Below are 26,825 nucleotides of genomic sequence, written 5' to 3'. Positions count from 1 at the left end.
CTTCACTTCTTATTTTTTCCATATAAACTTTTATTTAATCATTTTCCCCAGCCGTCGCTTTTAGCGATTTAGTTCTAATTTAAGATTGCAAAGTAAATTCATCCTATTTAAGCCAATATGAGTTTAATCCATAGTTTAATATTTTAGCATCTTTAGGCACTTGAATAATAGTATTATATATATTTAAATAATCTCCAACACCTGATATAATCATAATCCATGAAACCACTCCTATAATATTACATAAAATATTATTAAAATCCCAAAATCCAAGTATAAATAATACAAAAGGAATATATCCGAGTATAAGATTTGGTGCAAAACATACCCATATAAATCTTAACTTTGTTATAGGCTTATTAAAATAAACAAATAAGGCTCCCTCATTCATTTTACTCCATATTTCCTTTTCTATATATATTGGAAGACTTAAAGCATGTATTAATTCATGTATATATAATAGAATAATTCCCAATAATATTATTAAGATAAATTGATAAAAAGGCAATCTCATAAAGTTACCAAGTTTAAAAATGAGTAGAATTGTTGAAACTAAAAGAACTGGTAAACTTACCAATCCCCCTAATAAAAAGCATTTAGACATACTATCTGGTTCTTTAAATTTAACTGCACCCATAGGTAACTCACCTTTTTTAAGTTGACTTTCATCTGTATATTTCCCCTTAAACTTTATGTTAAACATATATCCTCCTTTTTAATTCGCTTTATGATACAATGACTCATTGAATATCCAAAGATTATAATTTAAATTTCTATCCAAGCCATTGTCCATAATAAGCTAAAATACCAAGAGTTCCTCCAATAATAAGTGAAATCAAACCTGCTCCTAAAATAGCAATAGGATTGCTACAAACTTTATTAATTTTTTCTTTCATAAAAAACCCTCCCTCTTTTATATGTTATTTCTTACTATTCAGGGTTAATTATAACATATTTGCAAATACCGTACTATTCCATTTTCAAAGATCAAATTTTATTAATTAGTTAGCAATAATTTCAATTAATTCATCATATAATCATTTACTTTCTCTTTTTTCTTTATTAAATGGTTCATTTAACCAACCACCTATTCTCTGAAAAAAAACAGCTATTGATTTAAAAATAAATGCAATAAGATAAAAAATTAATATAATTAATAGAAATATAATAGCTGATAAAGGAAATATTATAACTTCTAATACATGATATCTTTTCAATTCAAAAGTTTCTGCTTCACTTCTATACCACAAAAGCTCAGCAAATAAACCCACAAGTACAAAAATACTTCCCGAAATATATAGAGCTGCTAAAAAAATACTCATTAAATCCTCCTTTTTGATTTGCTAATTACTTTTAAATTTAATTGTATAACTTTCACAATCTATAAATTCAACAAATAATTCACTTTCATTTTCATTATTATTTAAAATTAATTGGCTTACTTCTCTATCTTTATGTAATATCTTAATTTGATCTAAAGCAAATATTACTTCTGATAATTTTATATTCTCCATATAAATTACTCGCTTTCTTTTATTAGTAATATAACAATTTTATCTATTACTTTTTAAACATAAATTAGGAAAAGATCTTCTCTATTTTTTTGAAAAAACATACAATATAATCTGCTATTTTTACAAGTATATATGTTTTTTTGCTCCACATTATAGCAATATAATCTTCATCACTTGCTGTTCTAAAAATATAAAATCCTTTATCTTTTAGAATTTTAGCAATTTTAGATTTAAATTTATCATATATATATTTTTTAGGTGAATCTAAAAATAGAATTTCAATTTTTAATACATCTTGATAATCTTCTCCAAATTCTTCTACTAAGCAATTATTTATATGAGTGCCTACCTGAAAATAAGCAATCATTTCTTTGTTCATCATGGCTTTTTTAATTTCTTCTTCCAATATTTCAATTATTCTATCTTGATATTTCATTATGAGCTGATTTGTAAACTTTTCATTTTCTGTATTTATTTCATTTAATTCATTTTTTAAACACTTCAAATCCTTCATGCTTAACACCTCAATTCATTTTAATATTTACTCAATAAAAAAAGTGTCCCTCGGGAACACATATCTCTAATAAATAAATTTATAAAAAGGGAACTTCCATCAGTTCCCTTTAAAACCCTCCAATGAGAAATCAAAATATGATTAACTTACTCGTGCCTGCGTTACTTAATCACATTTTAATTTTTCAAATTCACTTTCAACATACTGATTGATAATATTGTAAATCAAAGCACTAACTGAATTAACTTCTCTCTGATAATATCTTACATATATCTCATATAACTTATCTTTTTCTTCCTTTGTTAAATCAACATTAACTCTCTCAGCTCTAATCTTTTTATTTTTTATTATTTTCTCTTTATCTAACACAGGGTCTTTAATCCAGTCTTTAACTACCATAGAAGTAATATTAACTATCTTAACCCTTAATTTATGTAATCCTTTTTCAACAATTAGTAGATTTAATTTTTCTTTTGTATCTCTATCAACTCTTATCGGTTCTACCATTACTTACTTCTCCTTACTTATTAAAAAATAAATTTAAATAACTATTTATAGTCATAGTTACTCATATAAAAATGTCCCTCGGGAACACTTTTATTTAATCTTGTTAAAATAAATCCTCTCATATTAGTAGCACCATTTCTAATTAATTATATCTTCTCTATCAGCTCTTGCTCCAACAACAATGCAAGAGAACACTATAAATCCTATAAAAAATAAAACTATTGCTGCTAATAATACTGATAAAATTCCCATTTTAATGCCCCTTTCTTATTTAATATCCAATATTTTTGTTATTCTCAATTTCAACTTCATAAAAATTTATATTTAATTATAATCACTATCTTTATTTTCTAATTTCATTTTTTCTTCTATATTTATTTTGTTAATAAAAATCTTACCTTCCTTCCTTGCTTTATCTATATAACTATTTATCCAAATTATCATATTTTTTTGCATCAATATTCACCTTTATTAAAACTCTAATTTTTTAGTATTTTTGCTTGTTTTATGTTGAATTAAAAGTATATTTTTTAAAGTTTCTTCATCTCTTAAAACTTTTAATACTAACCAATTTTCAGGATTTAATTTATATTCTTTTATTAAAATTTTTTGTTTCCTTGTTGGATTTTTTCCTTTCATTATTTCCTCCAAATCTATGTTTTAAAACTATCTTTTTATAAATTAAATAAAATAAGCATAAAGATACTTGCTTTATTTAATTTACTAAATATTAAAAAGTGTCCCTCGGGAACACAATTATATAAAAAGAAGTATATTAGTTATAATCGCAAATATCTCATATGAAATTACTATAGTTTTGATAACTTTTTCTTCATCATATTTATCTTTGAAATAAAATAAAAATAATATACTTGCTAAGGTATATATTAAAAACAGTATTTTTAAAAAATCATCTACTCTCATCTTTCCCCTCCTAAACCAAAAGTGTTCACCAGGGACACTTTTACTTACCATAATTCCCTTTCAATTTGCTAATATTAAAAGGTGTTCCCAGGGAACACCTTTATATTTTTATCTTATTTTTTCTTCTACAACCATTCCATTAACAAGTAATCTATCTGGAGTTCCTTCTCCCCCGTAGCAAGTTATCAAATTAAAAACTTGTGTAGTTGAATATTCAATAATATTCTTCTCTAAGCTATTTCCATACTTATTTCTATTAGATAGCTCTGAAAGTAAATCTATATATTCAGCCGTACTAAGTTCATATTCTCCACTAAATATATTGTCAGTTTCATTAGCAATAAATATTGAAAATATATCACATTTCATAACTTTTCTTTCTGTATATAAATAAAAATATCTATGTTCTTCTAAAAAGTCTGATGATAAGTATTTTCTAAGTTCTCCGAACATTTGACTACTAGCCATATTATGTCCAAAAATAAATGTATTTCCTTTTGTAAAGTTTGTACCACTAAAAGTAAATAAAGATCCTAGGGGGGTATAATCTTTATTTATATCTTTATATAGGTACTCTTCATTACTCTCTCCAACTAATATTGGATAATCAACCTTCGTTCCTGGAATATAAAGCCACGCCTTTATATCTTCATTAATAGCTTTCAATTTTTCAAAATCTATTATCCTCTCTAATGGCTCTTCAATTTCTTCACTAGTTGCTAGTTCCCTAATACTATCATTCTTTACCGTTGCGTAAAACTTATAATTTTTTATAAAAACTTATTGAAAATTATAAATAAAACTTTAATTCCCTGTTCTACGAGTCCGATTTTGATAGTTAAATATTAACTATCTACTTTCGTTTGATATAACTCTCCGAGGGCGTAAATTCGGATACAACGCATCCTACATATTAGCATTATCTGGTCAGTGATATTATGCTAATTTATATCTCGAAAGATTAATGCTTGCATTTAAATCTCTATCAATAATTAGTCCACAGCTACATTTATATACTCTATCTTTGAGTTTTAAATCTTTCTTAACTTCCCCACATTGGCTACAAGTCTTCGACGACGGATAAAATCTATCTGCTACTATCAACTCAATTCCTCTAAATTTACATTTATATTCAAGTTGGCGTTTAAATTCATAGAAACCTTGTTTTCTTACTGAATCAGATAAATGTTTATTTTTCATCATCCCTTTAACATTCAAATCTTCTATTACAACTCTGTATGGCTTGGTTTTCACTATACTTGCTGTAGTTTGATGAAGATAGTTATTTCTTATATTTGCCAGTCTTCTGTGTACTTGTTGTATCTGTTTTTCAAGTTTTATAATATTATTTGTTTTTATATATTCTTTTCCTATTCTATTCAATTCATATTTTCTACTAACTTGTTTTTGTAGCCTTTTTAATCTCTTTTCAATTTTTCTAACTACATAACTTTTATTGATATTTTTAAATACTTTACCATCAGAGCATATAGCAAATTCTTTTAATCCTAAATCTATACCTAAAGATACATCTGTTAATTCTTCTTGTATTTCTTCTTGCTCTATACCAACTGATATATACCAATATTTATTATCATAACTTATTCTTGGATTGCTATACTTAACTCAAATAGGTACTTGTTCATTGGTTTTAACCCATCCAACTTTCTCTATTTTTACTAAGTTATTTTCTTTAACTCTAAATGCAACATTATCATTATAAAATGATTTCTTACTTTTTCTTTTACTCTTAAACTTTGGTTTATCTGATAATCCTTTAAAGAATCTTTTGTAAGCATTACAAGCGTCTTTTACAGCTTGTTTTGATACATTATTAGATACTTCATTTAACCAAGTTAATTCCGTCTTCTTTAACTGAGTTAATTTTTTTCTAAGATCTCCATCAGATATAAATTTACCACCAGTTCTATAATTTTCTTCTTGCCTAGCAAGTGTCCAATTATATACAAATCTTGCAGTTCCAACTGATTTCCAAAGCTTTTCTTCTTGTTCTTTTGTAGGATACAATCTAACTTTCATTGATAGTATCATTTGACTTTAACTCCTTAATAATTTTTTTAGTTTGCTTAGCTCTTTTACCTTGTAATCTACAACTAAATACTGTAACTATTTGTATCATATCTTCTACTAATTCTTCCTCATCAGATTTTTCAGTATTATCTATAATTTCAATTTTAGTATTATAATATTTACATACATTTTCAAATAATTCATAACCAAATCTTAAAAGTCTATCTTTATATAAAACAACTACTTTTTCAACTTGATTCGATTGAATTAATTCTAATAAAGTAAGTAATCCTTTTTTATCATAATTGATTCCACTTCCAATATCAGAAATAATCTCAAATTGATAACCTCTAGCATACATATATGTCTTTACATTTTCAATTTGCCTTTCAAGATCATCCTTTTGTTTATTTGAACTAACTCTACAGTATCCAATTATTTTCCTAACTAAATTTGAACTATCATCTTTGCCTATATAATTATTAAGTTGTTCTTGTGAATAAAATCTTTTTCCATAACTTGTTGTATGATGTGGGCTTAAAGTTCCTTTTTTATCCCAATTTCTAAGAGTCTGCTCTGTTACATTTATTGCTTTTGCAAATTCTCCTATTGAATAATATCTCATGTATAATCACCTCCTATATAATTATACATGCTACTAAGAATATATAAAATATATTTTTATAAGTTTTTATAAGTTTTTATATAAATTATAAGTTTTACTTATTTATCTACAAACGCTACTTTGTAAATGCCATTTCGCTCACGCTAATGACCTCGACCTTTCGGATACGAGCGTAGACTATTTCTTCACCTTCACCATTATGTGCTAAGGGCAACCCATTTCCACTATCAATCGCTTATAGTGTACGACCTCTCGGTCTAGTCGTTTGACCTTCCTATTTCTAGGCTTGGCGACCAAACATCCATTACTACGATACTTAGGCTCTCACCATATATCATCTCAACTATTGTTTCTGAGTTTCCTCACTTTCGTAAGAGTTTCTGATTCTATCTCTTACTGTAGTTGTTGAGCTTTAGGAGTTACTGGTTTTAAAGTTGTGTCCTATATGAATTTCTTCATATACGAGGCTACAGCTAATTACTTATAAAAAATTATTATGTTTTTATAATTTCTTATAAGTAATTTTAATCTGTTTTGTTACCTTATTAGATATTCTATATTTCCAATCATTATAGCCTTTCCATAGAAATATTATGGCTAATATTAATAAAATAACTGCTACGAATTTTTTCATACTACTCCTTCTTTCTTATATTAAAAAATAAAGTTGCACTCCCTACCAAACTTATACTTCCTAAAGCTAAATAAATAGAACTTCCATCATAAGCTGTAGCTGGAACTTTAGGGGTTTCTTTTTCTTTTTCTACTATTTCAGTATGTTTAGGTATTACTTGTATATCAAAAGACATAGTTTTATCTGTTTCATTCCATGAAGGAATTGAAACTATAAAAGGAGTTACATTATCGTAATTTGCTATATCCTTAGCATATACTAAATATACTCCTACTTCTAAATCTTCTATGCTACATTCTCCATTAGCATTAGTTTTCATTAAGTTCTCTGTTGTTGCAACCTTTTTAAATAACTCTGCTGCTAATTCTAAATCATTAGCTGTTTTTATATTATTTAAGTCAGCTTCAACGCCTTTATATTCTTCCTTTACTTCATAAAGACCATCCTTAATATCAGCTATTTTTGTCAATGAAAACTCAACACCATCTTTACTTTTATTATTGGTATCAGCTAACTTTATTGATATACTTCCTTTTAATGTTTTATTCTGTACTGTTAATTCTTCAGTATTTTCACTAACTTCAGTTTTAATTACTTCTTCTAATATCTCGGCTGGTGGAAGCACTACACTACCATCTCCTTTATTAATTACAACGCTATCCGTTATTATAGCTCGTGGTGATGCCATGACACTAATCGGAATACTCATTATAGCCAAAGTCGATACCATTATTTTAAGCTTTTTTCCTAGCACTTTTAATCCTCCTTCCAACAACAATTGATACAAATATAATTGGAATTGCTAAAAATACATATTCTCTAATAGACATATTTTTAGTAGCTATATTTTCATATATAGCTGGCTCATATTCTGTTCTTTCACCAGTTACAACTAGTCTGTGGGTATTTAATCCGTAAGGTGTACAAGTTATAAGTGAAACCAAGTCTTTACCTTCTTCAATTTCTAATCCGCTAACATCTTCAGGATCTATTACTTGTATATCATTAATCTTATATGCTAGTGTTTCACCCAATACATTTATAAAAAATAAATCACCTTCTACTAATTCATCTAATCTAGTAAATAACTTAGAACTAGGTAATCCTCTATGAGCCGTTAATATACTTTTGGTATTAAGCCCACCTATAGGTAAACTACTTCCGTTAAGATGCCCTACACCAGCAGATAGCACTTCATCACTAGTTCCATGATAAATAGGTAAATTAACATTTATACTAGGAATTTCTATGCTTCCCATAATTCCATTTCCCATATTTAATATTTCATTGTAACTTTCTTCACTTAAAATACTTAACTTATCACTACTTAAGGAAGTAAATGATTCAAATAAAATTTCGTTATATTCAATTGCCTTTGTTAATGCTTCTTCAAGAGAAGAACTGGATGAACTTTCTATCATCTGCTGATAGGTAGCAACAGTCCCCTTTTGAGCCTGCTGCTGTACTATCCCACTAATCAAAGGGTAAGAACATAATATTAATCCAAATAAAAAACTTAATTTCTTTAATATATCATTCTTTCCCATAATATCATCTACCTATATTATTTCTTTCTTCTTATTGAGTAAATCATTGTTCCAGTTCCTAAGCTCATCATTAATAAAGTCATCGCTGAACCAGTTATAGGAAGCTTAGTCCCAACCTTATTTACTACTGTTAAGTTCATTGAACCTTCATTCACATCTGTAGTTAAGTTTAAATCTTCAGTATTAAATATACCCGAATAGAAAGACTTAATTTTAGCTGTTGCTGCTAATGTTTGTAAAGTTTTATTAGTAGCTCCATCCCCTTTAATATAATTATCTCTATCTGTTGTATAAGTTGGTACTACATTTATTTCAATTGGATCTAATAATGGTCTATATCCATCAGGGGCATCTGTTTCTTTTAAGTAATATGTTCCTTGGTCTAATCCAATTATATTAAATACACCATCAGCATTTGAAACCATTTCTACTGCATCTTGAGGCGTTGTACCTCCAGTATGGTCTGTTCCACCTAAGCTATCTCTATTTATTACTATATATCCATCAGCAGATTTTTTAACATATACTTCATTCTTTAAATCTTTATCAGAATATAATCTAAATTTAGCTCCTTCAAGATTTAAATTGTGGTCATTAACCTTTAAACCTTCTATTTTAAATGTAAAGCACACTACAGTATCCCAAGGTGTTTCACCTGTTTGTCCTTGTCCATCTCCATCAGGGTTATTAGAAAACTCTAACTTAACATCATTTTCAAAGCCTGGTCTACCAGTATCATTAGCTGCTTTATCGTTTAGTGTAGCATCATATCTTAAAATAACGTTTTGTCCATATTCATTTTCACCTAAAGCATTTTTATTATTAAATTCTCTATCAACTATAGCTTTTAAATCAGTTATTTCAACTTTAAATGTTTCTCCGTTTCCTGGATTCTCAACTACATTAAACTCACTCTTATTTAATGTATAGCTCTTATTTTTTCCTTCAATTACTATAGATACAGTATCTTTCTTGAATGTTAAAGCTTCGTCCATTCTATCATGCCAAGCATAATAATATGTATCATATCCATTCATATTAGGTACATTAGATTCAAACTTGTAAGGTACAGTTTGTCCTATTTCATAATCTCCTATATCATTCCAACCAGTATTGTTATCATCTTCTTGAATTTTCTTTATTACTGTTGGATAGTCAGATTTTATTTGAACTTCTGCATTAGGATTTGCTGTATTTACCATACATAAAGAGCTTGCCGAATGTGTTCCATCTACTGCTGTTACTTCATCTACAACATAGTAGCCATAATCTAACCCTGCAATAACTATACTGTTATCTGCTTTTGTTTGACTAACATTAACTACATCACCTTGTATATTCAATCTTTTTATTTCATCTCTTAATTCTTCTACAAAGTATCTGAAAGCACTATATCTACCTTCTAAAGTTTGATCTGCTTGTGCTCCTTCAACTTTATTAGTATTTAAAGAATTAATATAATCTATAATTTCATATTCTGTTACTGTACTTGCTGCTTTATTTAGCTTTTTTCCTACTATATTTTGTAATGGAGTTTTGTAAGTAGGATTTAAAGTATAATTTATAGATTCTAACTTAGCTGAATTTTCAGCATTAAATAATTTATAAACATTAAACTTTTTACCTACTAAAGTTTGATTCATATTTCCATTGATAGTTATTTGAGCACTTCCACCACCTAAATTGGCTGTTCCTCCTGGTGTTCCTACTTCTGCCATAACTTGTATTGCACTTTCTGTATTTTCATCGGCAAATACATTCAATGAACCCATTTGTCCAATTATTATTCCTGCTAATGCTAACGTACCAAATAGTTTTTTTGTTCTTTTACTTATCATAATTCACTTCCCCTTGTTAATTATTTTTTACTCTCTTTTTATTTGAAATTACTGAATAAGACATTAAAGCTACTCCAACTAATAATATTGGTATCATTAATGCTGAACCAGTTTTCGGTAGCTTCATTCCAATTGTGTTTACTATTTTCATATTTACTTCTCTATCCGTTTTAGTTCCACCTAAATATACATCATTGTTTGAGTTGGTATCATTTACTGTATATTTCTTACCATCAACATAGTAATTAAATATATTATTTGCTGGTGTTGATTCTACATATATTTCATATACATGCACATTACCTAATATATCTACTGGCACTCTATATCCTTGAGGTGCTTTCGTTTCTTTCATATAGTATTTTGTTCCTGGTTTTAATTTAGTAAATTTAAGATTTCCATTCTTATCACTCACTTGAGTTTCAATAGGATTTTTACAATCTTTATCTGAATATAAAGTAAACTCAGCTCCTTCAAGAACAGTTCCTTTATCATTAACTTTAGTTAATCTCAAACTATAAGATTTAACATCATTATTTACAGTTAAAATTCCATCACCATCAAATTCTGAATAACTCATTCCAATATTTGTAGTATTAGATTTAACTTCTATTGTGTTATCTCCTTTTACTTCAAATATAAACTCATTTGTATTAACCTCGTAGCCTTCTGGTGCTTCAAACTCAACTATTTTATGTGTGCCTTGTTCTAAACCTCTGATAACTACTTCACCATTTGATCCAGTTTGTAATTCTTCTGTACTTCCATCAGGCTTAGTATGTCTGAATTTAGCGTTTGCTATAATTGTATCTGTTCCACTTTGAACCTTTTTAATAGTAAAGTTTAAGGAATCTTCTTTTATTATTGGTTCATTAAAAGTTCCTACACCTTCTGCTGTCCCATTAGGAGTAATTCTTCTTATAAACACTTCAGAATTTATCTTATAACCTATTGGAGCCTTAGTTTCTTGAATTGTTAGTGTTCCTAACGGTAGTGTTGGAAGACCTTGGCTATTGTACCAAAATGCATCCCCCGAAACTTTATAAGAATCATTTAATCTTGCACGCCCATTACTATCAGTTTTTAATATCCAAGTTCTAGTAGGACTTACTCCTAAATCTGCTGGATTAATAGCATCATTATATTCACCTGCATAAAACTTAACTGTAAATTGAGCATCAGCTAAAGTTCCATTTCCTTGTGGATTTGCATTTCCAGTATCAGCATCAACTTTTTGTAAGACAATACTTATAGGGTCGGTTTGAGGTCTATCACTAAACTCCTTAGTAGTCTTGCTTCCAGAACTAACTGTAACATCATAAGTCTTAGTATCTATTGCATATCCTTTAGGAGCTTTAGTTTCCTTAATATAGTAAGTACCTGAATCCAATTCTATTTCTTGAGACCATCCAGTTGAATCAATTTTTAACGTATCTACTAAGTTTGTAGCAGCAGCATTAGAATATACTCCATACTCAGCACCTTCTAACTTATAATAATCATTACCTTTTGTTATTGTTTCATCTGCTGATACTTTAGAAATCTGTAAACTACCTTTTTGTTCAAATTCCCAAAACGCTAAATCTTGAGTAGCTCCACCATTAGTAGTTACAAAGTAAACTTTAAACCCACTTGGAGGACTTGCTAATCCAGCAACATAACTGTAAAAATCATTACCTAGCGAATATGATGTATGTCCATTTGCCTTTGAAGCTGCTTGAGTAGTTGCAATCATAAGTAAATTTTGATTTGCACTCCAAGTGCTTGATATATTTCCAGTTCCAGGTCCATTGTATCCGTAGTAAAGAACCTTTCTTAACATTTCATTACTTGCAAGTCTTTTATTAGTAGCAATTGTTCCATCAGAAGGATCTTTCAGCTCAAACATTACACAAAATGCTTGTTTCCCGTCCACGGATAAAAGTGGAGCTGTATGAGCATATCCATTATAACTTTCAGTAATTGCTCCCCTATTTCCAACTACTAAGTTAGCTCTTGAACTAAACATATTAAATATAGATGAAAATAAGCTTGGTTTTTTTAATGATAATCTATATTCTTCATTCTCTTTTAAAGCATTATTAATTTCTTCATCAGATAAAGATTTAACTAATAAGCCTATACCGTCATCTATTAAATCAGCACTAGATTTATTAGATAAGTAACTTTCGCTCAAAAAGAAATTTTCATCTACTGAATCTAAAAGATTTTTCTCAGCAGCTAGATTTTTTCTATACTCTAACTGAAAATCTTCATTATAAATTCCTTTTTTATAATTCTCTATTATAGTTTCTTCTATAGATTTACTTTCAACTTTATTTTCTTCTTCATCTTTTTTATCTTCATCTGTTACTTTTATTTCTTCCTTAACTTCTTCTTTAGTTTCTTCTTTAGTTTCTTCTTTAATCTCATTCTTAACTTCTTCTTTAGTTTCTTTTTCAAAATTTACATCAATGAAAGTTCCATTAGCTTTAGTCGTAACATCATAAATTCTACTTTTTCCACTCTCTCTGACTTGAGAATCAACCCCATTTACTGAAGCTATAGAATAACCATCATTAGGAGTTACAGTTAATTGAAGATTACTATTTACAGTTACATTTGCTTGTAATGTATCTTTATCTTCTAATGAATACTTAGCATAACCATCATCAACAATAACAGTCCCATTTCCATTGACTTTGATTTCTAACTTAGCCACATCATCTAAGGTTTGTGCTTGTGTTTTTAAATCACTTCCCATTCCTATAAATATACAGCTAGTTAGCATTAAACTTAAAAATCTTTTAAGTTTCCTCAAGCATTTTCCCTCCTTAACTTTTTAATATGGTTAATAATTTAATATTAATTTTTATCACCCCTTTCAAAATTTCTATAAATTATGCAATTAAAAAACTCCAACTATAAAATAGTTGAAGTTCTTTATGTTACATAATTTTTCCTATAAAAAAAACACCTATATATTTAGGTGTTTTAGTTTAATTAAACTATCAATAAATTTGTGTCCCTCGGGAACACTTTAGATATTATTTAGTTTCACCACATATACTGCATTTGTATCCAGTAACTACAGTTTCATCCCATGCTGCTTTATCAACAACCCATTTTTTTTCATATACTGCTTCATGATTTATTTTGTTAGTACCTACTTGAACCTGTCTCCATTCTTCTCTCCAACTACCTTTTCCTCCATTAAGTAAATGATTTTCTATATGATCATATGCATTTGATGCAGATAGTTCTTCCCCACAATCATTACAAATCATTACTTCTCTTTCTTCATAAACTGGTACTTCTTCAGTCCAAGCTTCACTAACTAATACATTTTCCCAATGTCCTTCTTCGTCATGATGTACTGTAGTTGTAATTGCTACCCAATTGTGAGTATGTTCATGCTTATCATTAGTTGTTGTATTATTTACTGTATTGTTATTATTTGTATTGTTATTATTTGTATTGTTATTAACATTATTATTAGGCTTGCTTTCTGTTGTATTACTGCTTGTACTATTATTTTCCACCTTATTATTGGTATTATTTGTTTGTACTTTATTATTATTATTATTTTGAACTACATCATTTTTGCTGCTTGTACTATTCGATGTCGAATTTGATGTTGTTGAAGCGACTTCCTTATTATTTTCAACACTTTCTTCCTTAGTTCCTTCGTTAGCTATTTTACTTTCTATATCAGCTATCTTATTTTCTAATTCCTTTTTTTCTTCATCAGATAAATTAGATGTATCTGTATTCTTCAACTCTTCTAATTGCTCTTTCACATCTTTATCTTCATTCTCTTTATTTTCTTCTACAGATCCATTTTTATCTTCTACTTTATTTTCTTTTTCTGTATTTTTTTCTACTGCTACAGTTTTATTTTCAATACTCTTATTATGTAATATCATTGTCCCTGCCAATGTAACTATTAAAACCCCTGCTACTGATCCAGCTATCGCTTGTACCCTTTTATTATTTAAAAATTCTTTTATTTTATTTTTTATCATACTAATAACCTCCCTTTATTCAAGGGGCTAGTTATAAAGCCCCTTTACTACCCATAGCACTATATCTCTTTGTAATCCCTTTTATAGTCCGAAGGGTTTTTATATTTTATTATAATTATATTATAATCAATTTATTTTGTATTTTTAACATGGAACTTTCCTTATAAAAGTTTTATCATATTCTCTTTTTTCATTATTTTTTATTATCATTGGCATATCTAATGGAACACAGTTGTTTTCTACATCTAATACCCAATCGCCTTTCATATTAACCTTATATACTGATTTATTATGTCTTGCTACTTCAGTATCGCTTATGAATTTATTATTTTCTTTTTTCAAAGCTTTATTTTTTTTATGTACATTCTCAAATATTTCATTTTGTCTTTCATCTTGCATTAACTTAAACTCTCTAATTATACGCTGAACTGTTCTAGGTTTTTCATTTATTATTCTTGCTATATCACAAGCTTTATAACCATCTAAATACAATCTTATTATTCTATTTTTATCATGTATCATAAATCCTCATCTCCCATCCTAGAAATGGACGCACTTATACAAATTTTCAAAACGTCACATTTTTACTTTTATTTACATTTTTTTATTTCTTATTTTAATTTTACTTTATAATTCTTCATAAATTTGCTTCAAAAATTTCTTTTATTGGATTATTGTTATCCTTTTACTAGATAATAACATATTATTATTTTGTTTGTCAATTATTTTTTTATTTTTAAAAACTAAAAAATTGGACAAATTATCTAAGCTTTGTTTAAATAAACTTATCTACTGTATGTTATAGTTATTAAGAGAAAGGAGCGTATTATATGGATAACTTGTATCAAAAAAATTGTGCCAACAAATTAAAAAAAATCAGAAAAGAATATAATTTAACTCAAGAAGAACTAGCTAAAATATTGAATACCTCTAAACAATCAATATCTTTATATGAAAAAGGTAAGATGCTTCCTTCTATTAATGTATTGATTGCATTATCAAAATATTTTAATATTTCCATTGATTCATTTATATTTGATAAGAAAGAAAATCAAATAAATTTTACAAGCGATCCTGCGTTTGTAGATAATGTTAGATTAGAGTTAAAAGCTATTTTAGATCTTGAAAAAACTCTTAATTCTTATATTGATAATTTTAAAAAACTAACTCCTATAATAAAAAATAGAATTGATAATTTAAATCACTTAATATTGAATAATGAAACTCATTCAAATAATACTAATGATTTAATCAAAGTCCCATTATTAAGACGTAATTCTTTAAAGAAGTCAGATTTATTTATGGAAGTAATAGGAGATAAACTTAATCCAGCTAATAATTATTACATATTCACGGTAAACGATAATAGTATGGATAAATTTTTTACCAAAGATGAATTAATACTAGTTGAAGAAACTGATATAATTAATACTGATGATTTAATAGTTGTAAAAGTTGGTAATGACGTTTTTTGTCGAAAGGTGTTTATTGATGGAACTTCTATAATTCTTTTTCCTGCTAGTAGCAGCTTAAGTTTTAAATCTGAATCTTATAATACATTTGATTTGGTTATTTTAGGTAAAGTTCTTGGTAAAACTTCTGATTTTTTATCTCCTTAGTACGGAGAACCGTATCAATATTTATATCAAAATTTTTTTTATTTAAAACATTTTTTATTTAGAACATTTTTTATAAATTACATTTTTCAAATTTATTTTAAAAAAATAAAGGTGTTCCTGGGGAACACCTTTTTCTATTGCTCTATAATTATCTCCTGGCTCATTTTTAATTCATGCGTTAATAATTCACCTGATACTATATGATTAAATAAAGCAAAATTACTTTTTCCTTTTATATCTTGTATCATATTAAATCTATTATCTTTATTTAAAGTCTTATCATATGCTCTATGTAATATACTTTTTACTATAGGACTACTTAAATCTATATCACTATATTTTAATTCCAATCTTTCTTTTAATGCTACATTCTGAACTTTTATGTAATCTAACCATAATACACTTTCATCTTTTACTTTCTTCTCATTTAATTTTAAATAATTTCTTGGTTCATTATCAACTACAGTAAATATTATTTTATCAACGGTCCTACCTTTTTTTATTTTTTCTTTTATTTCTATCTTCATTATTCCCGTTGAATTAATCTCATTAATACTTCTTTTTAATATATTTGTTTCAAAGGAATTAAAGGTTTTATTCTTGTCCCCTATTTGTAACATATCTCTAAGCTCTTGAACTGAAAACATTATATCTCTTTTTGTTCCACTCCAACTTCTAAGTATTATATAAAATCTTTGTGCATAAATACCTTTTAGCTTATATATAATTTGTAGTGCATTTTGTGTATGACCTAATCCTAAATCAAATAAATATTTATATAACTTTGCTGGTACTACTACTTGATAATTACCAGTTTCTTTTTCTACATAAAAATGACTTACTAAAGGTGCTATCATCTTTGCTCTCATTTCATCCCTAGTAACCGTATCAAAAGATATAATACAATTACTCAATGCAGTAAAAACTTCCTTTAACGATTCTTCAGTTCTATCGTTTCTTCTTTTAAATATCTCTTTAAAATCATCTTGTGTTATTTTACAAGTTAATGTTTCTATTTTACATAGCTCTTTCCACTTTAATATATCTTCTTCACTTAACTCTTCTTTTTTATTTTCAGCTATTATATATTCATTATTATCTCTTTGTACTGAATACATTAACTTTAAAAATAGTTTATTTTCATTTTCACCTATAGAATATCTACCACGAGCTATACTATTAGGTGTTGCTAATACTTCATATCCCATATACTACCTCTCTTGTAATAATATTATCCTTTGAACAAGATAATATTATCACATATAAACCACATTGTAAATGCAAACTTGATGTTGTTTTTTTGTTTTTTTGAGTATCAATTTGATGTGGTATCAATTTGATGTGGTTTGAGTATCAATTTGATGTGGTATTTTATTTAAAAGTATCAATTTGATGTGGTTTACTTAATGTTTAGTATCAATTTGATGTGCTTTAAGTATCAATATGATGTGGTATTGCTTCTATAACTTAGTAAAATAGCCATGTCTAGCCATCTTAAATACTATTCCTAAATACTTTTCTTAAATACTTATATCTATAAATACTAATGAAAGGTTTCCTTCCCTCGTTATCTATTCATAAACTCAATAAAAGCGATTGCTATAGAATCTTTTTGTGATAACTTATTATCTTTACAATATTGAGAAAACTTATCCAATACATTTTTATATGTTCTTACAGATCTTGTTACAACTTCTCCATCTAACGATATATTTGTATTGCTTAATTTATAATTTTTAATAATACTTTTTAATATTGTTATTTCTTCTTCTGTAAAAAGATGTCCTTGGGGGACATTTTTTTCAATATCAATATTATTTCCTTTAGATTCTACTTTTGTAACACTTTGTGTTACATCTTTTTTATTATTAGTTTCTATGCTTTTTTCTTGTGTGTTAATAAGTGTTTCATTTGTAACACTTATATATTTCTTTAACTCTTTATCATATTTATAATTATTTCTATTTAATTTTTTTCTTAATGTATCTTTTCCAACTTTCATTTCCTTTTCTATTTGAGCCATTGATAGACCTTTTTCCATTTTCATATTAACATATTTAACAATTTCATTAATATCAACCATATATATTCTCCTTTTTAATAATTACAACATACTATAACATTATTATAACACTTAATTATTTAATGTTAGAACAATAATTTTGTAATACAAAATTATTATAAAATTAATATTATAGTATTACAAAGCACCTGTATATATTGAAAAACTCTTCTAAAAAAATATTTTGTAATATATATATATTACATTTTTAATATAAAAATATTATATTTTATTAATTTTGTATTGAAATTGTATTACAATTATATTATAATATTAATATGAAATACAATTGTAATACAAATTTATTAATTGCGTATTATACGGAGGGGTTTTAATGAAAAACAAAGAAATTATATTAAAAGTAGGAAATGATAATGGTAATAGCGAACATGATTTAATTATTAATGGAGTTTCAATAGCTCAACCTAATGTTTTTGCTAAAGTAAGAAAACTACCTAATTTAGATGAAGTAAATAAGGATTATGTTTTAGAAAATATTTCAGATAATCTAATAGTTACTTGTGAAGATCCATCGGGTATATATTATATTGGGAACTATGCTTTAAGATCTGGACAAAAGGTAAGAAATATTGAAGTTGGAATAGATAATAATAAAATTGAAAGTGATGTAGTAATTGTTAATACATTATCTCAAATTGCAGGATTTGCAGTTAAAGAATATCATAATAAATTTGAAAAATTTGATGATATTGTTGAAGTAAAAGTTGATATGACTACAGCACTACCTATTAGTTATTATTCACAAAAGAAATCTTTAGAGTTTGCAAATAAATTCTTATGTAAATCTCATATGGTAACAGTACATATTGGTGATTTATCAGTTAGAGTTAAAATAGTATTTGAATTTGTTAAGGTAATACCTGAAGGTGTAACAAGTATTTTTGCATTAAAACAATGCGATAACAAAATATTTGAAGAATATAATCTAAAAAATGAAGATAAATTAAACAATACTTATTTCAATAATGCTAGAGTTCTTCATGCTGCTATAGGTGAAGGAACTTCTGAGTTTCCTATAACTCAAGGTATAGAATTTAATCCCGACTTTATAAAAGGTACTAATAATGGAATTGGTCATGCTATAGATAAAGCTCTTGAAGAATTTAAGTCATTAAAGGGATTAAGCAAATTCAGTAGACAAGACTATTCAAAAATATTAATAGATACTAACCATAAATTCCATGATGATGCTATGGAAATTGTGGAACAATATATTGAGGATGAAGCAGAAGAAATATTACATCATATTAAAGCTGAAATTCAAAAAGCTAATAATGAAGTTGATGTAGTTTGTGTATATGGTGGTGGTTCTATCTTTATGAGAACTTATTTAGAATCAAAATTAAAGAACTTCTGCGATAGAGCTGAAATTAAACTTCTTTATATTCCTAAAAAATATGCTATTACTTTAGAAGCTGAGGGTTTATATAATTTTACTACTGGTAAAATCTTTGAAGTTTTAAAGGCAAAACATATTGAATCTAAAAATAAATAGTTTGGTGGTGAAAAATTATGTCTGATACTCAAAAGAAGAAAAGAAATGTATATTCATTTGCTTTGAAAAAAACAGATAGTCCCATTATTAAAGAATTTATAGAGAATCAAACAAATTTTTCTGAAACGGTAAGATATTTAATTTATAAATATGTTTCTGAAAATAATACTGATGATATTTCATATAAATTTAATGAATTGCTTTTTAGTAATGCTATATCTTTAAATTCAAATAAAAATGAAAATAACAATATAAATTCAATCAACACAAATGTAACACAAAGTGTTACTAGCGTTGATTCAAAAAAAAATAATGAATCTAACACTCCAAAATATGATGATGAAATTAGTTGTGATACTGAATCCTTAATAGATGAAGATATTCCCGATTGTTATAAATAAACTGGAGGGTTTCATGGTATAAAAAATTAAATTTGAATATACCATTAAAGATAGTGATGAAAAATTTATTGTTAAGAATGAAAATACTGTTAAGTATAAAGGATGATAAATTTTTTATCATCCTTTAATAATAAATAAAATCTATTATTAAAGACCAGGAGGTGATTTTAAATATGAAAAATAAAAAAGAAATACTTAATTTGTTATGTTATCTTGAAGAAGAAATAAAATCTACAAAAGAATTAACTTCAATTAGTGATACAACAAATTTTGAAGATATTAAATTAGGGTTTCATTTATCACAAATTTTAACCTTAACAGAAAGTCTTGAAGATATATTAAATAACAATAATAAAAGAAAAAAATTGATAAGTATTATGGAGAAATAATTACTGATGAAAATTAGAATGAAAAAAAAGTCGCAGCCTAAGCCACAACCTTTCCGCAAAAAGATTATAGCTTAAGTTGCTCTGAAAGTAAAGGAGTATTAAAGTTTATATGAGAAATAATTATGATATTTTATCAAAAAATGATATTATAAAATTAAGAAAGGCTTATAAAAACTACAATATTTCAGTAGAGTGTCTTGCCTTTGATGTAAAAAGTATTATGGATAATGAAGGAGTTAATAAAAATCAAGCTATAAATCGTATATTAAGCATTATAGATATTGATAATTGTATAAAGAATAAATTTTAATAATAAAAAATTTATTTTGTATTATAAATATTAAAACAAGTTAATAATTAAATTATGAATTAATTTAAAGGGGGAAACCATATTGTTTAAAGATGAAAAACATAAAGAATATTATGAGAAGTTTATATCTAAAGCTCGTATAAGTAAATTTGATAAGGAAAGAAAATCTTTATTTTATTTATTATCATTATTAGATGAAACTAGAAATAACATTAAAGATCTATATGATTTTGAAAATAATTGGATAGAACATGAAGGGCTTAATAAAGGTTGGCAAACTAGTGGTAGTATAAAAGTTAGTAAGTTAGCATTTAATCTTTATAATGGTTGGAGTGGTGAAGATGGAGATAATTATTCCCCATTAGAGCTATTTAGTGTATCTGATGAAAATAGAGAGTATTTATTAGAAGCAATTAGAGTAAGATTTAATTAATATATTTTGTAATTTTAGGAGATAATCTTTTAGGTTATCTTCTTTTTTTCTCTCTCCTGGCACTATTCCCATCACCCACTTATGACGCTTCAACAAGCTAAGATATTATATTGCTTTAGCTTGTTCCATCTACCGAGCGACCAATCTAAAACAAATAATATCTAAGCTTCTTTTTGCTATAAGCGTGTCCCGATGGAGTGCATCCAAATAAGTAAGAAGTCCTTTAAGGGACTTCTTTTATTTTATAATGTTTTTTTTGATGCACCAGCCTACCACATTCCAAGCTTACTTGTCAAAAACCATAAAAAAGTTTTTAGCAGCTAATCCAGTAGGTTATCGGCCAAAAACTTTTTTATATACCTGCGTTTTTTTGACAAGCACTTTCCATGTGTAGTCTTTGGCTCAACAAAAAAACAACAACACGAGGTACTAACCGAGAGTTCTAATTTAAAATGAAAGGATTTGATTATATGAGAGATTATAAAATTTTCTTATCTGCTAGTAATAAAAATATTGAGGATAAAGCAACTTTAAGAGTTGATTTATATGGAGATATTAAGATTAAAGATATTGAAGAATTAAAAGATTTTAATATAGTTTATATATCTAAAGGACATGAGGAAACAGTTTCGATTAAAGGTGCTAATGTGCCTTGTAAGGTTAGATATATTCAAGTATTTAAAAAATAATTTCCACTATGAAAGGGGGTGATTAGGTGAAAAAAAAGAGCAAAAAAAAGAAGAATAAAATAGGAACTGACAAATTAATAATTCTTTTAACTGCCTTGCTAAATTTAGTTATTGCAATTATTAATTTAATTAAGCTACTTATTGGCTAGTCAATGGAGGGTTTACCCCCCTCCTGTTCCAAAATTATTCTCCTTTAATAATACCAAATTATTAAGGAGGTTTCAAGAATGAAATTAAATGATAAAACATTAAATATCGCTTCATTAATTACAGTAATTATTAACCTATTTGTTACCTTAATAACATCATTTATCTTATTTATGAAATAGTAAAAAGGTGTCCTTTAAAGGACACCTAAGTAAAGAAATTATAACGAGATTAATATATAGAATTATAAAAATTGGAGGAATTTATTATGAAAAAAGTATCAATATTTAATATTAAAGGTGGAGTTGCTAAAACAACATCAACTGCTAATTTAGGAGCTTGCTTAAGCCAACAAGGAAAGAAAGTATTATTAGTAGACCTTGACCCTCAAAGTAACCTTACAAAGCTATTTAAAGCCTATAGTATGGACGATTTATCTGTATCAGATGTTTTATTAAATAAAGACTTAGATATACACAATGTTATAAAGAAAACTGATTTTGAAAATATAGATATAATTCCTAGTAATGTTGCTCTTGCATTTACAGAAAAGAAAATATTATTAGATGTAAATAGAAGTCAACAAAATAGATTATCTAAAGCTCTAAAGGCGATTAAAGATGAATATGAGTATTGTTTAATAGATTGTCCACCAAGCTTAAATATGATTACAGTTAATGCCTTATGTGCTTCTGATGAAGTATTTGTCCCTATAAAAATAGATAAATTTGCTCTTGATGGTCTTGAATATTTATTAGATAGTATTGAGGAAATAAAAGAAGAATTTAACCCAAATCTTAATTTTAAAGGGTGCTTTATAACAATGGATAGTGCTACTACAGTAAATAGAATTATAAAGCAAGAACTTAAAAAATTATTAGGAGATAAGATTTTCAATACTACTATTAAACAAAATGTTAAAGTAATCGAGAGTACATTTGATGAATGTCCAGTAGTATTCAGTAATAAGAAAGCTAGGGCAAGCATTAATTACAAAGATTTATGTAAAGAAGTATTTTAATAAGGGTGTCCCTCGGGGACACTCCACTACAAAAATTGTTTAAAGATAGAGAAAGAAAGGTGTTTTAAATATGAGTAAGAAATTTTCAATAAACGAAGGAATGTTAAATAAATTATCACAAAATGTTAAAAAGGCTAATGAAATTGAAGCTAAAAGCAACTTCAATGTTCAATATATAGATATCAAAAATATTAAAAGAAATGAGAAAAACTTCTATGAAATAGTTAATGTAGATGAATTAGCAGAAGATATTAAAATAAATGGATTAAACCATAACTTAGTAGTTAGAAAGCTAGATGATGAACAATATGAGCTTATTAGTGGAGAAAGAAGATATACAGCTCTTTCAAAATTAGTAGCCGAGGGAAACGAAATATTTGCTTTAGTTCCTTGTAAAGTAATTGAAGCTAATGACATAGATAGTGAAATAATTCTAATCCAAGCTAATGCACAAACTAGAGAATTAAGTGATTTAGAAAAGTTAGAACAAGTAAAAAGGCTTTCTGAATTATATAAAATGAAGAAGAAAAATGGAGAAAAAGTTCCAGGTAAAATAAGAGAAATAATTGCTAATGATTTAAAATTATCTCCAACCCAAGTTGGAAGATATGAAAGAATTAACAATAAGTTAATTCCCGAATTAAAAGAAATATTAGAAAAAGGGGATTTAACTATTAATAATGCTAGTGAGTTTTCAACTTTAAGTGAAGAAAACCAAAAGGTAATCTTAGAAATAATAAATAATAAAGTTGAAATCAGTAAGGAAGAAGCTACTCAATTAAAAAATAAACTAAAAAATATTGAACAAGAAAAAGCTAATGAACTTAAAAGGCTAGAAAGTGAAAAGATAGATGAAATAAGAAAAATTGAACAAGAAAAAGCCGAAGCTCTTAGAAGTAAACAACTTATAAGTGATGAAGTATTGAGATTAAAGAATGAATTAAATAAAAAAGAAAATAAATCTGATGAAGAAATTAAGCAAATTGAGGGTCAACTTAGAGTTGAATTGAAAAAAGAACTTGATAATAAATATAGTTGTATGATTGAAGAAGTTAAAAATGAAGCTAAGGCTAATAAGGAAGAAAAAGAACGTTATAAAAAAGAACTTGAAGAATTAAAAGCTAAGGCTAAAGAAAATACAAGTCATTCAGAAGAATTTAATGAGAATTATAAATTAATGTTAGATATAAAAAATGCTCATAATGCTTTAACAATACTACTAAGACAAAAAATGAAAATGGAAGAAAATAAAATAAAAATATCTTCCGATATAGTAAAAGAACTTGAAAATCTTAAATTGGCTTCAAGTGTTATAGATGGTTTAAAACATAGTATAAATAGATAAAGTGTCCCCAGGGAACACTTTATCTATTTATTTATTACTTTATTATCTTTATTTATTTTTATGTTTCAATAATTTATTATCTTTATTAGTTAAGTAATTTATTGTAAATGGTATTAGACTTACAACAAATATACCTTTATATAATTCATATTCTTTATTCAAATATCCTATAAAATTTTCTGCACTATTTGCTATATCTAACTCAATATGTCTATTAAATAATACTAAAATAATAATTCCTGCTATTAAATAAGATATAAGTAATAAACTTTTTATCAATTTATTACTATTTAAACTTTTTAAATCTACTGTATAAAATGGATCTAAATTTTTATAAATCCAAATTAAACATTTCTTATAAAAGCCTTTAATTTTTTTTAATTTAATTTGCTTTTTTATAATATCTTTAATAAAATTATAAATCCGTATGATCATCACTATAAATAAGAATAAAGCATTAAACATGGTTACAAAAATAGCTAAATGTGATATTAAATATAATGGAAGTGTACTATATTGAATTATAGAACTTAAATATTTACCTGCTATAAATTTATATAAGAAAATTACCGAACTCATTGTTATAAATAATGGTAGATTTAATTTTTCTATAATAAGTTCATTATAAACATTAGGATCTGTACTATCTAATTCAATAATAAACTTTGAATTTAATATTATTACTATAATTAGTAATGTAATTATAAAAACTTTTAATATCATATAAAACCCTCCTTTAGTAATAGTATTATAATTTATTTTTTTATATTTTTTTGTCGTATTTTGTATTCTATTACTTCTATTTGTATTAAATTTATAATTATTTATTCTTTCCTGGCACTATTCCCATCACCCACTTATGACGCTTCAACAAGCTAAGATATTATATTGCTTTAGCTTGTTCCATCTACCGAGCGACCAATCTAAAACAAATAATATCTAAGCTTCTTTTTGCTATAAGCGTGTCCCGATGGAGTGCGTCCAAATAGGTAAGAAGTCCTTTAAGGGACTTCTTTTTTTATTTTGTTTTTTTGAATCACCAGCCTATCATATCTCCATTAAATTTGTAAAGCCATTTCATAAAAATTTTTGTCGGCCAACTAGATCTAATAGTCAGCAGCCAAATTTTTTTCTTCCATTTTCCTTTACAACTCACTTCGATATGTAGTCATTGGCTCAACAAAAAACAACAACACGAGGAACTAACCGAAAGTGCTGAGTTGAAAAGAAAGGATTGATACTATATGAATTTTAAAATATTTATGACAAGTGGAGTTAATGATTTAATTAGCGAGGAAGTTATAAAAGATTCTGATTTAAATTTAGCTGTAAGTAAATTTATTTCTAATGATTGAGGAGTTCTAAGTGATGAAGATAAGGAGCTTCAATATGAGTTGTTAAAAAATCCAAAAGCAATATATATGGATAGATTCATGGGTGCTTACATAATAAATGATATAAAAATTTGGATTATGAGTGATTATGATTATTCTATTAAAGGTTTAGTAATTACAATTTTGCTTCCAGAAGAATATTAATTAAAAAAGGTGTTCATAAATGAACACCTTACCAAAATAAATTTTAAGGAGAATGTATTATGAAAAGTATAGTTTCTTATCCAACTAAGGAAGCGTATTGACATATATATATTATAAATATATAATTATTATTGATAATAAAACTTATCAAAATGAACATAAAACTTTGCAAGGAGGATTTATGAAAAAAGATGAAATTTTAAAAAAAAGCCGTGAATCTATCAATGATGAAGGTATTGAATATGCAGAAAATAAAGGTCGTAAAATTGGATTTATTTCATTTACAATATTATTTTTATTTATTTCAATATTTAATTTATTTTTTGGTGAGCCAAAACCCTTTTATGCAACAATTTCGTTATTTTCGATATTAATATCTGGTGAATTCTATGGAAAATATTATTTTAACAAATCTAAACTATATCTTATTGCAACGATATTAGCAATTATTACAACAATATTATTTCTAATAAAATTTATTTTAGTTTCATTGGTATAACAATATTATGAATGGAAAATTAATTTTAAAAAATAGACTAAAAGTAGCCAGAGCTGAAAAAGGGATTTCACAAAGCGACCTAGCTAAATTAGTAGGTGTATCAAGAACTACAATAAGCTCTATTGAAACAGGTCAATTTAATCCAACTGCAAAACTTGCATTAATTCTTTGTATTGCACTAGATAAAAAATTTGAAGATTTATTTTATTTTGAATAAAATATTAAAGTAATGTATTATCAAAAGTTGATTATTACATTACTTTACAAAATTTTATTTTTTTAATTTATCTCAAACAATAAAATTTTAATAATAAAAACATTTTCTTTTATATCAACATTAAACTCACCAAAATATTTATTAACTATATTTTTAATAGATAGCAATCCTAAACCATGTTTATTACAATCTTTTTTAGAAGTTAAAATATTATTATTATTATTATCTTTAATTATACGTCCATTAAATTTATTTTTTATTGTAATAAATAAAGTTTTATTTTTATACTCCATAAAAAAGCTAATATATCTTTTTTTTATAGGTAATTTATTAACAGCCTCAATAGAATTATCTAATATATTTCCTAGCAAAATGCTTATATCTGAAATATCATAATTAAAATCTATCGGAATATTAATATTATAATCAAATTTAATATAATTATTTTTCATATGCTATATTTAAAATTCATAATGCTATCTACAACTATATTCCCAGTAT

The 26,825-nt window shown here is 26.2% G+C and carries 35 protein-coding genes and 1 pseudogene; 13 read left to right on the top strand and 23 right to left on the bottom strand.

Going from position 1 to position 26,825, the window contains the following annotated elements; genetic code table 11:
• Positions 1 to 103: 103 nt before the first annotated feature.
• From H9660_RS12010 to H9660_RS11935, 19 genes and pseudogenes are all read right to left on the bottom strand, one after another.
• Positions 104 to 703 (bottom strand): DUF3267 domain-containing protein, encoded by a 600-nt coding sequence (locus H9660_RS12010; RefSeq protein WP_191750620.1) that lies wholly within the window; start codon positions 701 to 703, stop codon positions 104 to 106.
• A 70-nt stretch (positions 704 to 773) separates the two neighbouring features.
• Positions 774 to 896: a hypothetical protein gene (locus H9660_RS16550; protein WP_279289597.1), complete on the bottom strand. Its 123-nt coding sequence runs from the start codon at positions 894 to 896 to the stop codon at positions 774 to 776.
• A 141-nt stretch (positions 897 to 1,037) separates the two neighbouring features.
• Positions 1,038 to 1,322 (bottom strand): hypothetical protein, encoded by a 285-nt coding sequence (locus tag H9660_RS12005; RefSeq protein WP_191750619.1) that lies wholly within the window; start codon positions 1,320 to 1,322, stop codon positions 1,038 to 1,040.
• Between the two features lie 21 nt (positions 1,323 to 1,343).
• Positions 1,344 to 1,514: a hypothetical protein gene (locus H9660_RS12000; RefSeq protein ID WP_191750618.1), complete on the bottom strand. Its 171-nt coding sequence runs from the start codon at positions 1,512 to 1,514 to the stop codon at positions 1,344 to 1,346.
• A 64-nt stretch (positions 1,515 to 1,578) separates the two neighbouring features.
• A complete protein-coding gene (locus H9660_RS11995; RefSeq protein WP_191750617.1) occupies positions 1,579 to 2,028 on the bottom strand; it encodes a hypothetical protein in 450 nt (149 codons plus the stop codon).
• 165 nt (positions 2,029 to 2,193) lie between these two features.
• Complete coding sequence (locus H9660_RS11990) at positions 2,194 to 2,535, bottom strand: hypothetical protein (RefSeq protein WP_191750616.1); 342 nt, start codon at positions 2,533 to 2,535, stop codon at positions 2,194 to 2,196.
• Positions 2,536 to 2,859: 324 nt separating this feature from the next.
• On the bottom strand, positions 2,860 to 2,991 hold the full coding sequence (locus H9660_RS16545) for a hypothetical protein (protein WP_279289596.1): 132 nt from the start codon (positions 2,989 to 2,991) through the stop codon (positions 2,860 to 2,862).
• 15 nt (positions 2,992 to 3,006) lie between these two features.
• Positions 3,007 to 3,174 carry a DUF6906 family protein gene (locus H9660_RS11985; protein ID WP_191750621.1) on the bottom strand — a complete coding sequence of 56 codons (168 nt, stop codon included), beginning with the start codon at positions 3,172 to 3,174 and terminating at the stop codon, positions 3,007 to 3,009.
• Positions 3,175 to 3,291: 117 nt separating this feature from the next.
• On the bottom strand, positions 3,292 to 3,459 hold the full coding sequence (locus H9660_RS11980) for a hypothetical protein (RefSeq protein ID WP_191750615.1): 168 nt from the start codon (positions 3,457 to 3,459) through the stop codon (positions 3,292 to 3,294).
• Positions 3,460 to 3,567: 108 nt separating this feature from the next.
• On the bottom strand, positions 3,568 to 4,125 hold the full coding sequence (locus H9660_RS11975; RefSeq protein ID WP_191750614.1) for a class B sortase: 558 nt from the start codon (positions 4,123 to 4,125) through the stop codon (positions 3,568 to 3,570).
• Between the two features lie 270 nt (positions 4,126 to 4,395).
• Positions 4,396 to 5,511: pseudogene (locus H9660_RS11970) on the bottom strand (RNA-guided endonuclease InsQ/TnpB family protein).
• Complete coding sequence (locus tag H9660_RS11965; protein ID WP_191750613.1) at positions 5,489 to 6,115, bottom strand: IS607 family transposase; 627 nt, start codon at positions 6,113 to 6,115, stop codon at positions 5,489 to 5,491. The pseudogene H9660_RS11970 and the gene H9660_RS11965 overlap by 23 nt, the downstream one beginning before the upstream one ends.
• A 502-nt stretch (positions 6,116 to 6,617) precedes the next feature.
• Positions 6,618 to 6,749: a hypothetical protein gene (locus H9660_RS16540; RefSeq protein WP_279289595.1), complete on the bottom strand. Its 132-nt coding sequence runs from the start codon at positions 6,747 to 6,749 to the stop codon at positions 6,618 to 6,620.
• Between the two features lies 1 nt (position 6,750).
• Positions 6,751 to 7,503, bottom strand: a complete 753-nt coding sequence (locus H9660_RS11960) for an isopeptide-forming domain-containing protein (protein ID WP_191750612.1) — start codon at positions 7,501 to 7,503, stop codon at positions 6,751 to 6,753.
• Positions 7,484 to 8,296, bottom strand: a complete 813-nt coding sequence (locus H9660_RS11955) for a class C sortase (protein ID WP_191750611.1) — start codon at positions 8,294 to 8,296, stop codon at positions 7,484 to 7,486. Before H9660_RS11955 ends, H9660_RS11960 begins: the two co-directional genes overlap by 20 nt.
• A gap of 17 nt (positions 8,297 to 8,313) precedes the next feature.
• Positions 8,314 to 10,134, bottom strand: coding sequence for an isopeptide-forming domain-containing fimbrial protein (locus H9660_RS11950; RefSeq protein ID WP_191750610.1), 1,821 nt, complete (start codon positions 10,132 to 10,134; stop codon positions 8,314 to 8,316).
• A 16-nt stretch (positions 10,135 to 10,150) separates the two neighbouring features.
• Positions 10,151 to 12,934 carry a SpaA isopeptide-forming pilin-related protein gene (locus H9660_RS11945; protein ID WP_191750609.1) on the bottom strand — a complete coding sequence of 928 codons (2,784 nt, stop codon included), beginning with the start codon at positions 12,932 to 12,934 and terminating at the stop codon, positions 10,151 to 10,153.
• Between the two features lie 226 nt (positions 12,935 to 13,160).
• Positions 13,161 to 14,138 (bottom strand): hypothetical protein, encoded by a 978-nt coding sequence (locus H9660_RS11940; protein WP_191750608.1) that lies wholly within the window; start codon positions 14,136 to 14,138, stop codon positions 13,161 to 13,163.
• 144 nt (positions 14,139 to 14,282) lie between these two features.
• Complete coding sequence (locus H9660_RS11935; protein WP_191750607.1) at positions 14,283 to 14,660, bottom strand: DUF1670 domain-containing protein; 378 nt, start codon at positions 14,658 to 14,660, stop codon at positions 14,283 to 14,285.
• Between the two features lie 308 nt (positions 14,661 to 14,968).
• On the opposite strand from H9660_RS11935, the gene H9660_RS11930 reads away from it, so the two are divergent.
• A complete protein-coding gene (locus H9660_RS11930; protein ID WP_191750606.1) occupies positions 14,969 to 15,757 on the top strand; it encodes a helix-turn-helix domain-containing protein in 789 nt (262 codons plus the stop codon).
• 134 nt (positions 15,758 to 15,891) lie between these two features.
• Here the strand turns inward: H9660_RS11930 and H9660_RS11925 are convergent, their stop codons facing one another.
• Together H9660_RS11925 and H9660_RS11920 are read right to left on the bottom strand one after the other, a co-directional pair.
• Positions 15,892 to 16,965 (bottom strand): replication initiation protein, encoded by a 1,074-nt coding sequence (locus tag H9660_RS11925; RefSeq protein WP_191750605.1) that lies wholly within the window; start codon positions 16,963 to 16,965, stop codon positions 15,892 to 15,894.
• Positions 16,966 to 17,324: 359 nt separating this feature from the next.
• Complete coding sequence (locus tag H9660_RS11920) at positions 17,325 to 17,840, bottom strand: hypothetical protein (protein WP_191750604.1); 516 nt, start codon at positions 17,838 to 17,840, stop codon at positions 17,325 to 17,327.
• 313 nt (positions 17,841 to 18,153) lie between these two features.
• Between H9660_RS11920 and H9660_RS11915 the strand changes: the two genes are divergently transcribed.
• The 9 genes from H9660_RS11915 to H9660_RS11880 all read left to right on the top strand — a co-directional run bounded on the left by H9660_RS11915 (position 18,154) and on the right by H9660_RS11880 (position 24,070).
• On the top strand, positions 18,154 to 19,335 hold the full coding sequence (locus H9660_RS11915; protein ID WP_191750603.1) for a ParM/StbA family protein: 1,182 nt from the start codon (positions 18,154 to 18,156) through the stop codon (positions 19,333 to 19,335).
• Between the two features lie 17 nt (positions 19,336 to 19,352).
• Positions 19,353 to 19,736 (top strand): hypothetical protein, encoded by a 384-nt coding sequence (locus H9660_RS11910; RefSeq protein WP_191750602.1) that lies wholly within the window; start codon positions 19,353 to 19,355, stop codon positions 19,734 to 19,736.
• A gap of 173 nt (positions 19,737 to 19,909) precedes the next feature.
• Positions 19,910 to 20,125, top strand: coding sequence for a hypothetical protein (locus H9660_RS11905; RefSeq protein WP_191750601.1), 216 nt, complete (start codon positions 19,910 to 19,912; stop codon positions 20,123 to 20,125).
• Positions 20,126 to 20,234: 109 nt separating this feature from the next.
• The gene (locus H9660_RS11900) at positions 20,235 to 20,435 is read left to right on the top strand and encodes a hypothetical protein (RefSeq protein ID WP_191750600.1); all 201 of its coding nucleotides are present in this window, start codon (positions 20,235 to 20,237) and stop codon (positions 20,433 to 20,435) included.
• An 82-nt stretch (positions 20,436 to 20,517) separates the two neighbouring features.
• Complete coding sequence (locus H9660_RS11895) at positions 20,518 to 20,868, top strand: DUF6075 family protein (protein ID WP_191750599.1); 351 nt, start codon at positions 20,518 to 20,520, stop codon at positions 20,866 to 20,868.
• 470 nt (positions 20,869 to 21,338) lie between these two features.
• Positions 21,339 to 21,557 (top strand): hypothetical protein, encoded by a 219-nt coding sequence (locus H9660_RS11890; RefSeq protein ID WP_191750598.1) that lies wholly within the window; start codon positions 21,339 to 21,341, stop codon positions 21,555 to 21,557.
• 26 nt (positions 21,558 to 21,583) lie between these two features.
• Positions 21,584 to 21,706, top strand: coding sequence for a hypothetical protein (locus H9660_RS16535; protein WP_279289594.1), 123 nt, complete (start codon positions 21,584 to 21,586; stop codon positions 21,704 to 21,706).
• A 266-nt stretch (positions 21,707 to 21,972) separates the two neighbouring features.
• Complete coding sequence (locus H9660_RS11885; RefSeq protein ID WP_191750597.1) at positions 21,973 to 22,725, top strand: ParA family protein; 753 nt, start codon at positions 21,973 to 21,975, stop codon at positions 22,723 to 22,725.
• A 70-nt stretch (positions 22,726 to 22,795) separates the two neighbouring features.
• Entirely contained in the window at positions 22,796 to 24,070 is a 1,275-nt protein-coding gene (locus H9660_RS11880; RefSeq protein WP_191750596.1) for a ParB/RepB/Spo0J family partition protein, read from the top strand.
• 48 nt (positions 24,071 to 24,118) lie between these two features.
• Here the strand turns inward: H9660_RS11880 and H9660_RS11875 are convergent, their stop codons facing one another.
• Positions 24,119 to 24,793: a hypothetical protein gene (locus H9660_RS11875; protein WP_191750595.1), complete on the bottom strand. Its 675-nt coding sequence runs from the start codon at positions 24,791 to 24,793 to the stop codon at positions 24,119 to 24,121.
• Positions 24,794 to 25,464: 671 nt separating this feature from the next.
• On the opposite strand from H9660_RS11875, the gene H9660_RS16210 reads away from it, so the two are divergent.
• The 3 genes from H9660_RS16210 to H9660_RS11865 all read left to right on the top strand — a co-directional run bounded on the left by H9660_RS16210 (position 25,465) and on the right by H9660_RS11865 (position 26,324).
• Positions 25,465 to 25,608, top strand: coding sequence for a hypothetical protein (locus H9660_RS16210; protein WP_207729467.1), 144 nt, complete (start codon positions 25,465 to 25,467; stop codon positions 25,606 to 25,608).
• A gap of 181 nt (positions 25,609 to 25,789) precedes the next feature.
• Positions 25,790 to 26,107 carry a DUF6442 family protein gene (locus H9660_RS11870; protein WP_191750594.1) on the top strand — a complete coding sequence of 106 codons (318 nt, stop codon included), beginning with the start codon at positions 25,790 to 25,792 and terminating at the stop codon, positions 26,105 to 26,107.
• A 7-nt stretch (positions 26,108 to 26,114) separates the two neighbouring features.
• The gene (locus H9660_RS11865) at positions 26,115 to 26,324 is read left to right on the top strand and encodes a helix-turn-helix transcriptional regulator (protein WP_191750593.1); all 210 of its coding nucleotides are present in this window, start codon (positions 26,115 to 26,117) and stop codon (positions 26,322 to 26,324) included.
• 62 nt (positions 26,325 to 26,386) lie between these two features.
• Here the strand turns inward: H9660_RS11865 and H9660_RS11860 are convergent, their stop codons facing one another.
• Complete coding sequence (locus tag H9660_RS11860; protein WP_191750592.1) at positions 26,387 to 26,776, bottom strand: GHKL domain-containing protein; 390 nt, start codon at positions 26,774 to 26,776, stop codon at positions 26,387 to 26,389.
• Positions 26,777 to 26,825 lie beyond the last annotated feature (49 nt).

Origin of the sequence: Clostridium gallinarum, assembly GCF_014836325.1 — a bacterium.
GTDB classification, from domain to species: Bacteria; Bacillota; Clostridia; order Clostridiales; family Clostridiaceae; genus Clostridium; species Clostridium gallinarum.
The sequence above is the reverse complement of the archived record's forward strand: the minus strand, read 5'-3'. Positions and strand labels throughout refer to the sequence as shown.

What these genes read in the sequence shown, in the direction of transcription:
- H9660_RS11870 (WP_191750594.1), top strand. Translation starts at nt 25,790, where the DNA reads ATGAAAAAAGATGAAATTTTAAAAAAAAGCCGTGAATCTATCAATGAT.
- H9660_RS11990 (WP_191750616.1), bottom strand. Translation starts at nt 2,535, where the DNA reads ATGGTAGAACCGATAAGAGTTGATAGAGATACAAAAGAAAAATTAAAT.
- H9660_RS16540 (WP_279289595.1), bottom strand. Translation starts at nt 6,749, where the DNA reads ATGAAAAAATTCGTAGCAGTTATTTTATTAATATTAGCCATAATATTT.
- H9660_RS12005 (WP_191750619.1), bottom strand. Translation starts at nt 1,322, where the DNA reads ATGAGTATTTTTTTAGCAGCTCTATATATTTCGGGAAGTATTTTTGTA.
- H9660_RS11935 (WP_191750607.1), bottom strand. Translation starts at nt 14,660, where the DNA reads ATGATACATGATAAAAATAGAATAATAAGATTGTATTTAGATGGTTAT.
- H9660_RS16550 (WP_279289597.1), bottom strand. Translation starts at nt 896, where the DNA reads ATGAAAGAAAAAATTAATAAAGTTTGTAGCAATCCTATTGCTATTTTA.
- H9660_RS11880 (WP_191750596.1), top strand. Translation starts at nt 22,796, where the DNA reads ATGAGTAAGAAATTTTCAATAAACGAAGGAATGTTAAATAAATTATCA.
- H9660_RS11940 (WP_191750608.1), bottom strand. Translation starts at nt 14,138, where the DNA reads ATGATAAAAAATAAAATAAAAGAATTTTTAAATAATAAAAGGGTACAA.
- H9660_RS11920 (WP_191750604.1), bottom strand. Translation starts at nt 17,840, where the DNA reads ATGGTTGATATTAATGAAATTGTTAAATATGTTAATATGAAAATGGAA.
- H9660_RS11955 (WP_191750611.1), bottom strand. Translation starts at nt 8,296, where the DNA reads ATGGGAAAGAATGATATATTAAAGAAATTAAGTTTTTTATTTGGATTA.
- H9660_RS16545 (WP_279289596.1), bottom strand. Translation starts at nt 2,991, where the DNA reads ATGCAAAAAAATATGATAATTTGGATAAATAGTTATATAGATAAAGCA.
- H9660_RS11875 (WP_191750595.1), bottom strand. Translation starts at nt 24,793, where the DNA reads ATGATATTAAAAGTTTTTATAATTACATTACTAATTATAGTAATAATA.
- H9660_RS11860 (WP_191750592.1), bottom strand. Translation starts at nt 26,776, where the DNA reads ATGAAAAATAATTATATTAAATTTGATTATAATATTAATATTCCGATA.
- H9660_RS11890 (WP_191750598.1), top strand. Translation starts at nt 21,339, where the DNA reads ATGAGAGATTATAAAATTTTCTTATCTGCTAGTAATAAAAATATTGAG.
- H9660_RS11930 (WP_191750606.1), top strand. Translation starts at nt 14,969, where the DNA reads ATGGATAACTTGTATCAAAAAAATTGTGCCAACAAATTAAAAAAAATC.
- H9660_RS11910 (WP_191750602.1), top strand. Translation starts at nt 19,353, where the DNA reads ATGTCTGATACTCAAAAGAAGAAAAGAAATGTATATTCATTTGCTTTG.
- H9660_RS11965 (WP_191750613.1), bottom strand. Translation starts at nt 6,115, where the DNA reads ATGAGATATTATTCAATAGGAGAATTTGCAAAAGCAATAAATGTAACA.
- H9660_RS11915 (WP_191750603.1), top strand. Translation starts at nt 18,154, where the DNA reads ATGAAAAACAAAGAAATTATATTAAAAGTAGGAAATGATAATGGTAAT.
- H9660_RS11900 (WP_191750600.1), top strand. Translation starts at nt 20,235, where the DNA reads ATGAGAAATAATTATGATATTTTATCAAAAAATGATATTATAAAATTA.
- H9660_RS11905 (WP_191750601.1), top strand. Translation starts at nt 19,910, where the DNA reads ATGAAAAATAAAAAAGAAATACTTAATTTGTTATGTTATCTTGAAGAA.
- H9660_RS11925 (WP_191750605.1), bottom strand. Translation starts at nt 16,965, where the DNA reads ATGGGATATGAAGTATTAGCAACACCTAATAGTATAGCTCGTGGTAGA.
- H9660_RS11885 (WP_191750597.1), top strand. Translation starts at nt 21,973, where the DNA reads ATGAAAAAAGTATCAATATTTAATATTAAAGGTGGAGTTGCTAAAACA.
- H9660_RS12010 (WP_191750620.1), bottom strand. Translation starts at nt 703, where the DNA reads ATGTTTAACATAAAGTTTAAGGGGAAATATACAGATGAAAGTCAACTT.
- H9660_RS11950 (WP_191750610.1), bottom strand. Translation starts at nt 10,134, where the DNA reads ATGATAAGTAAAAGAACAAAAAAACTATTTGGTACGTTAGCATTAGCA.
- H9660_RS11865 (WP_191750593.1), top strand. Translation starts at nt 26,115, where the DNA reads ATGAATGGAAAATTAATTTTAAAAAATAGACTAAAAGTAGCCAGAGCT.
- H9660_RS11985 (WP_191750621.1), bottom strand. Translation starts at nt 3,174, where the DNA reads ATGAAAGGAAAAAATCCAACAAGGAAACAAAAAATTTTAATAAAAGAA.
- H9660_RS12000 (WP_191750618.1), bottom strand. Translation starts at nt 1,514, where the DNA reads ATGGAGAATATAAAATTATCAGAAGTAATATTTGCTTTAGATCAAATT.
- H9660_RS11995 (WP_191750617.1), bottom strand. Translation starts at nt 2,028, where the DNA reads ATGAAGGATTTGAAGTGTTTAAAAAATGAATTAAATGAAATAAATACA.
- H9660_RS11980 (WP_191750615.1), bottom strand. Translation starts at nt 3,459, where the DNA reads ATGAGAGTAGATGATTTTTTAAAAATACTGTTTTTAATATATACCTTA.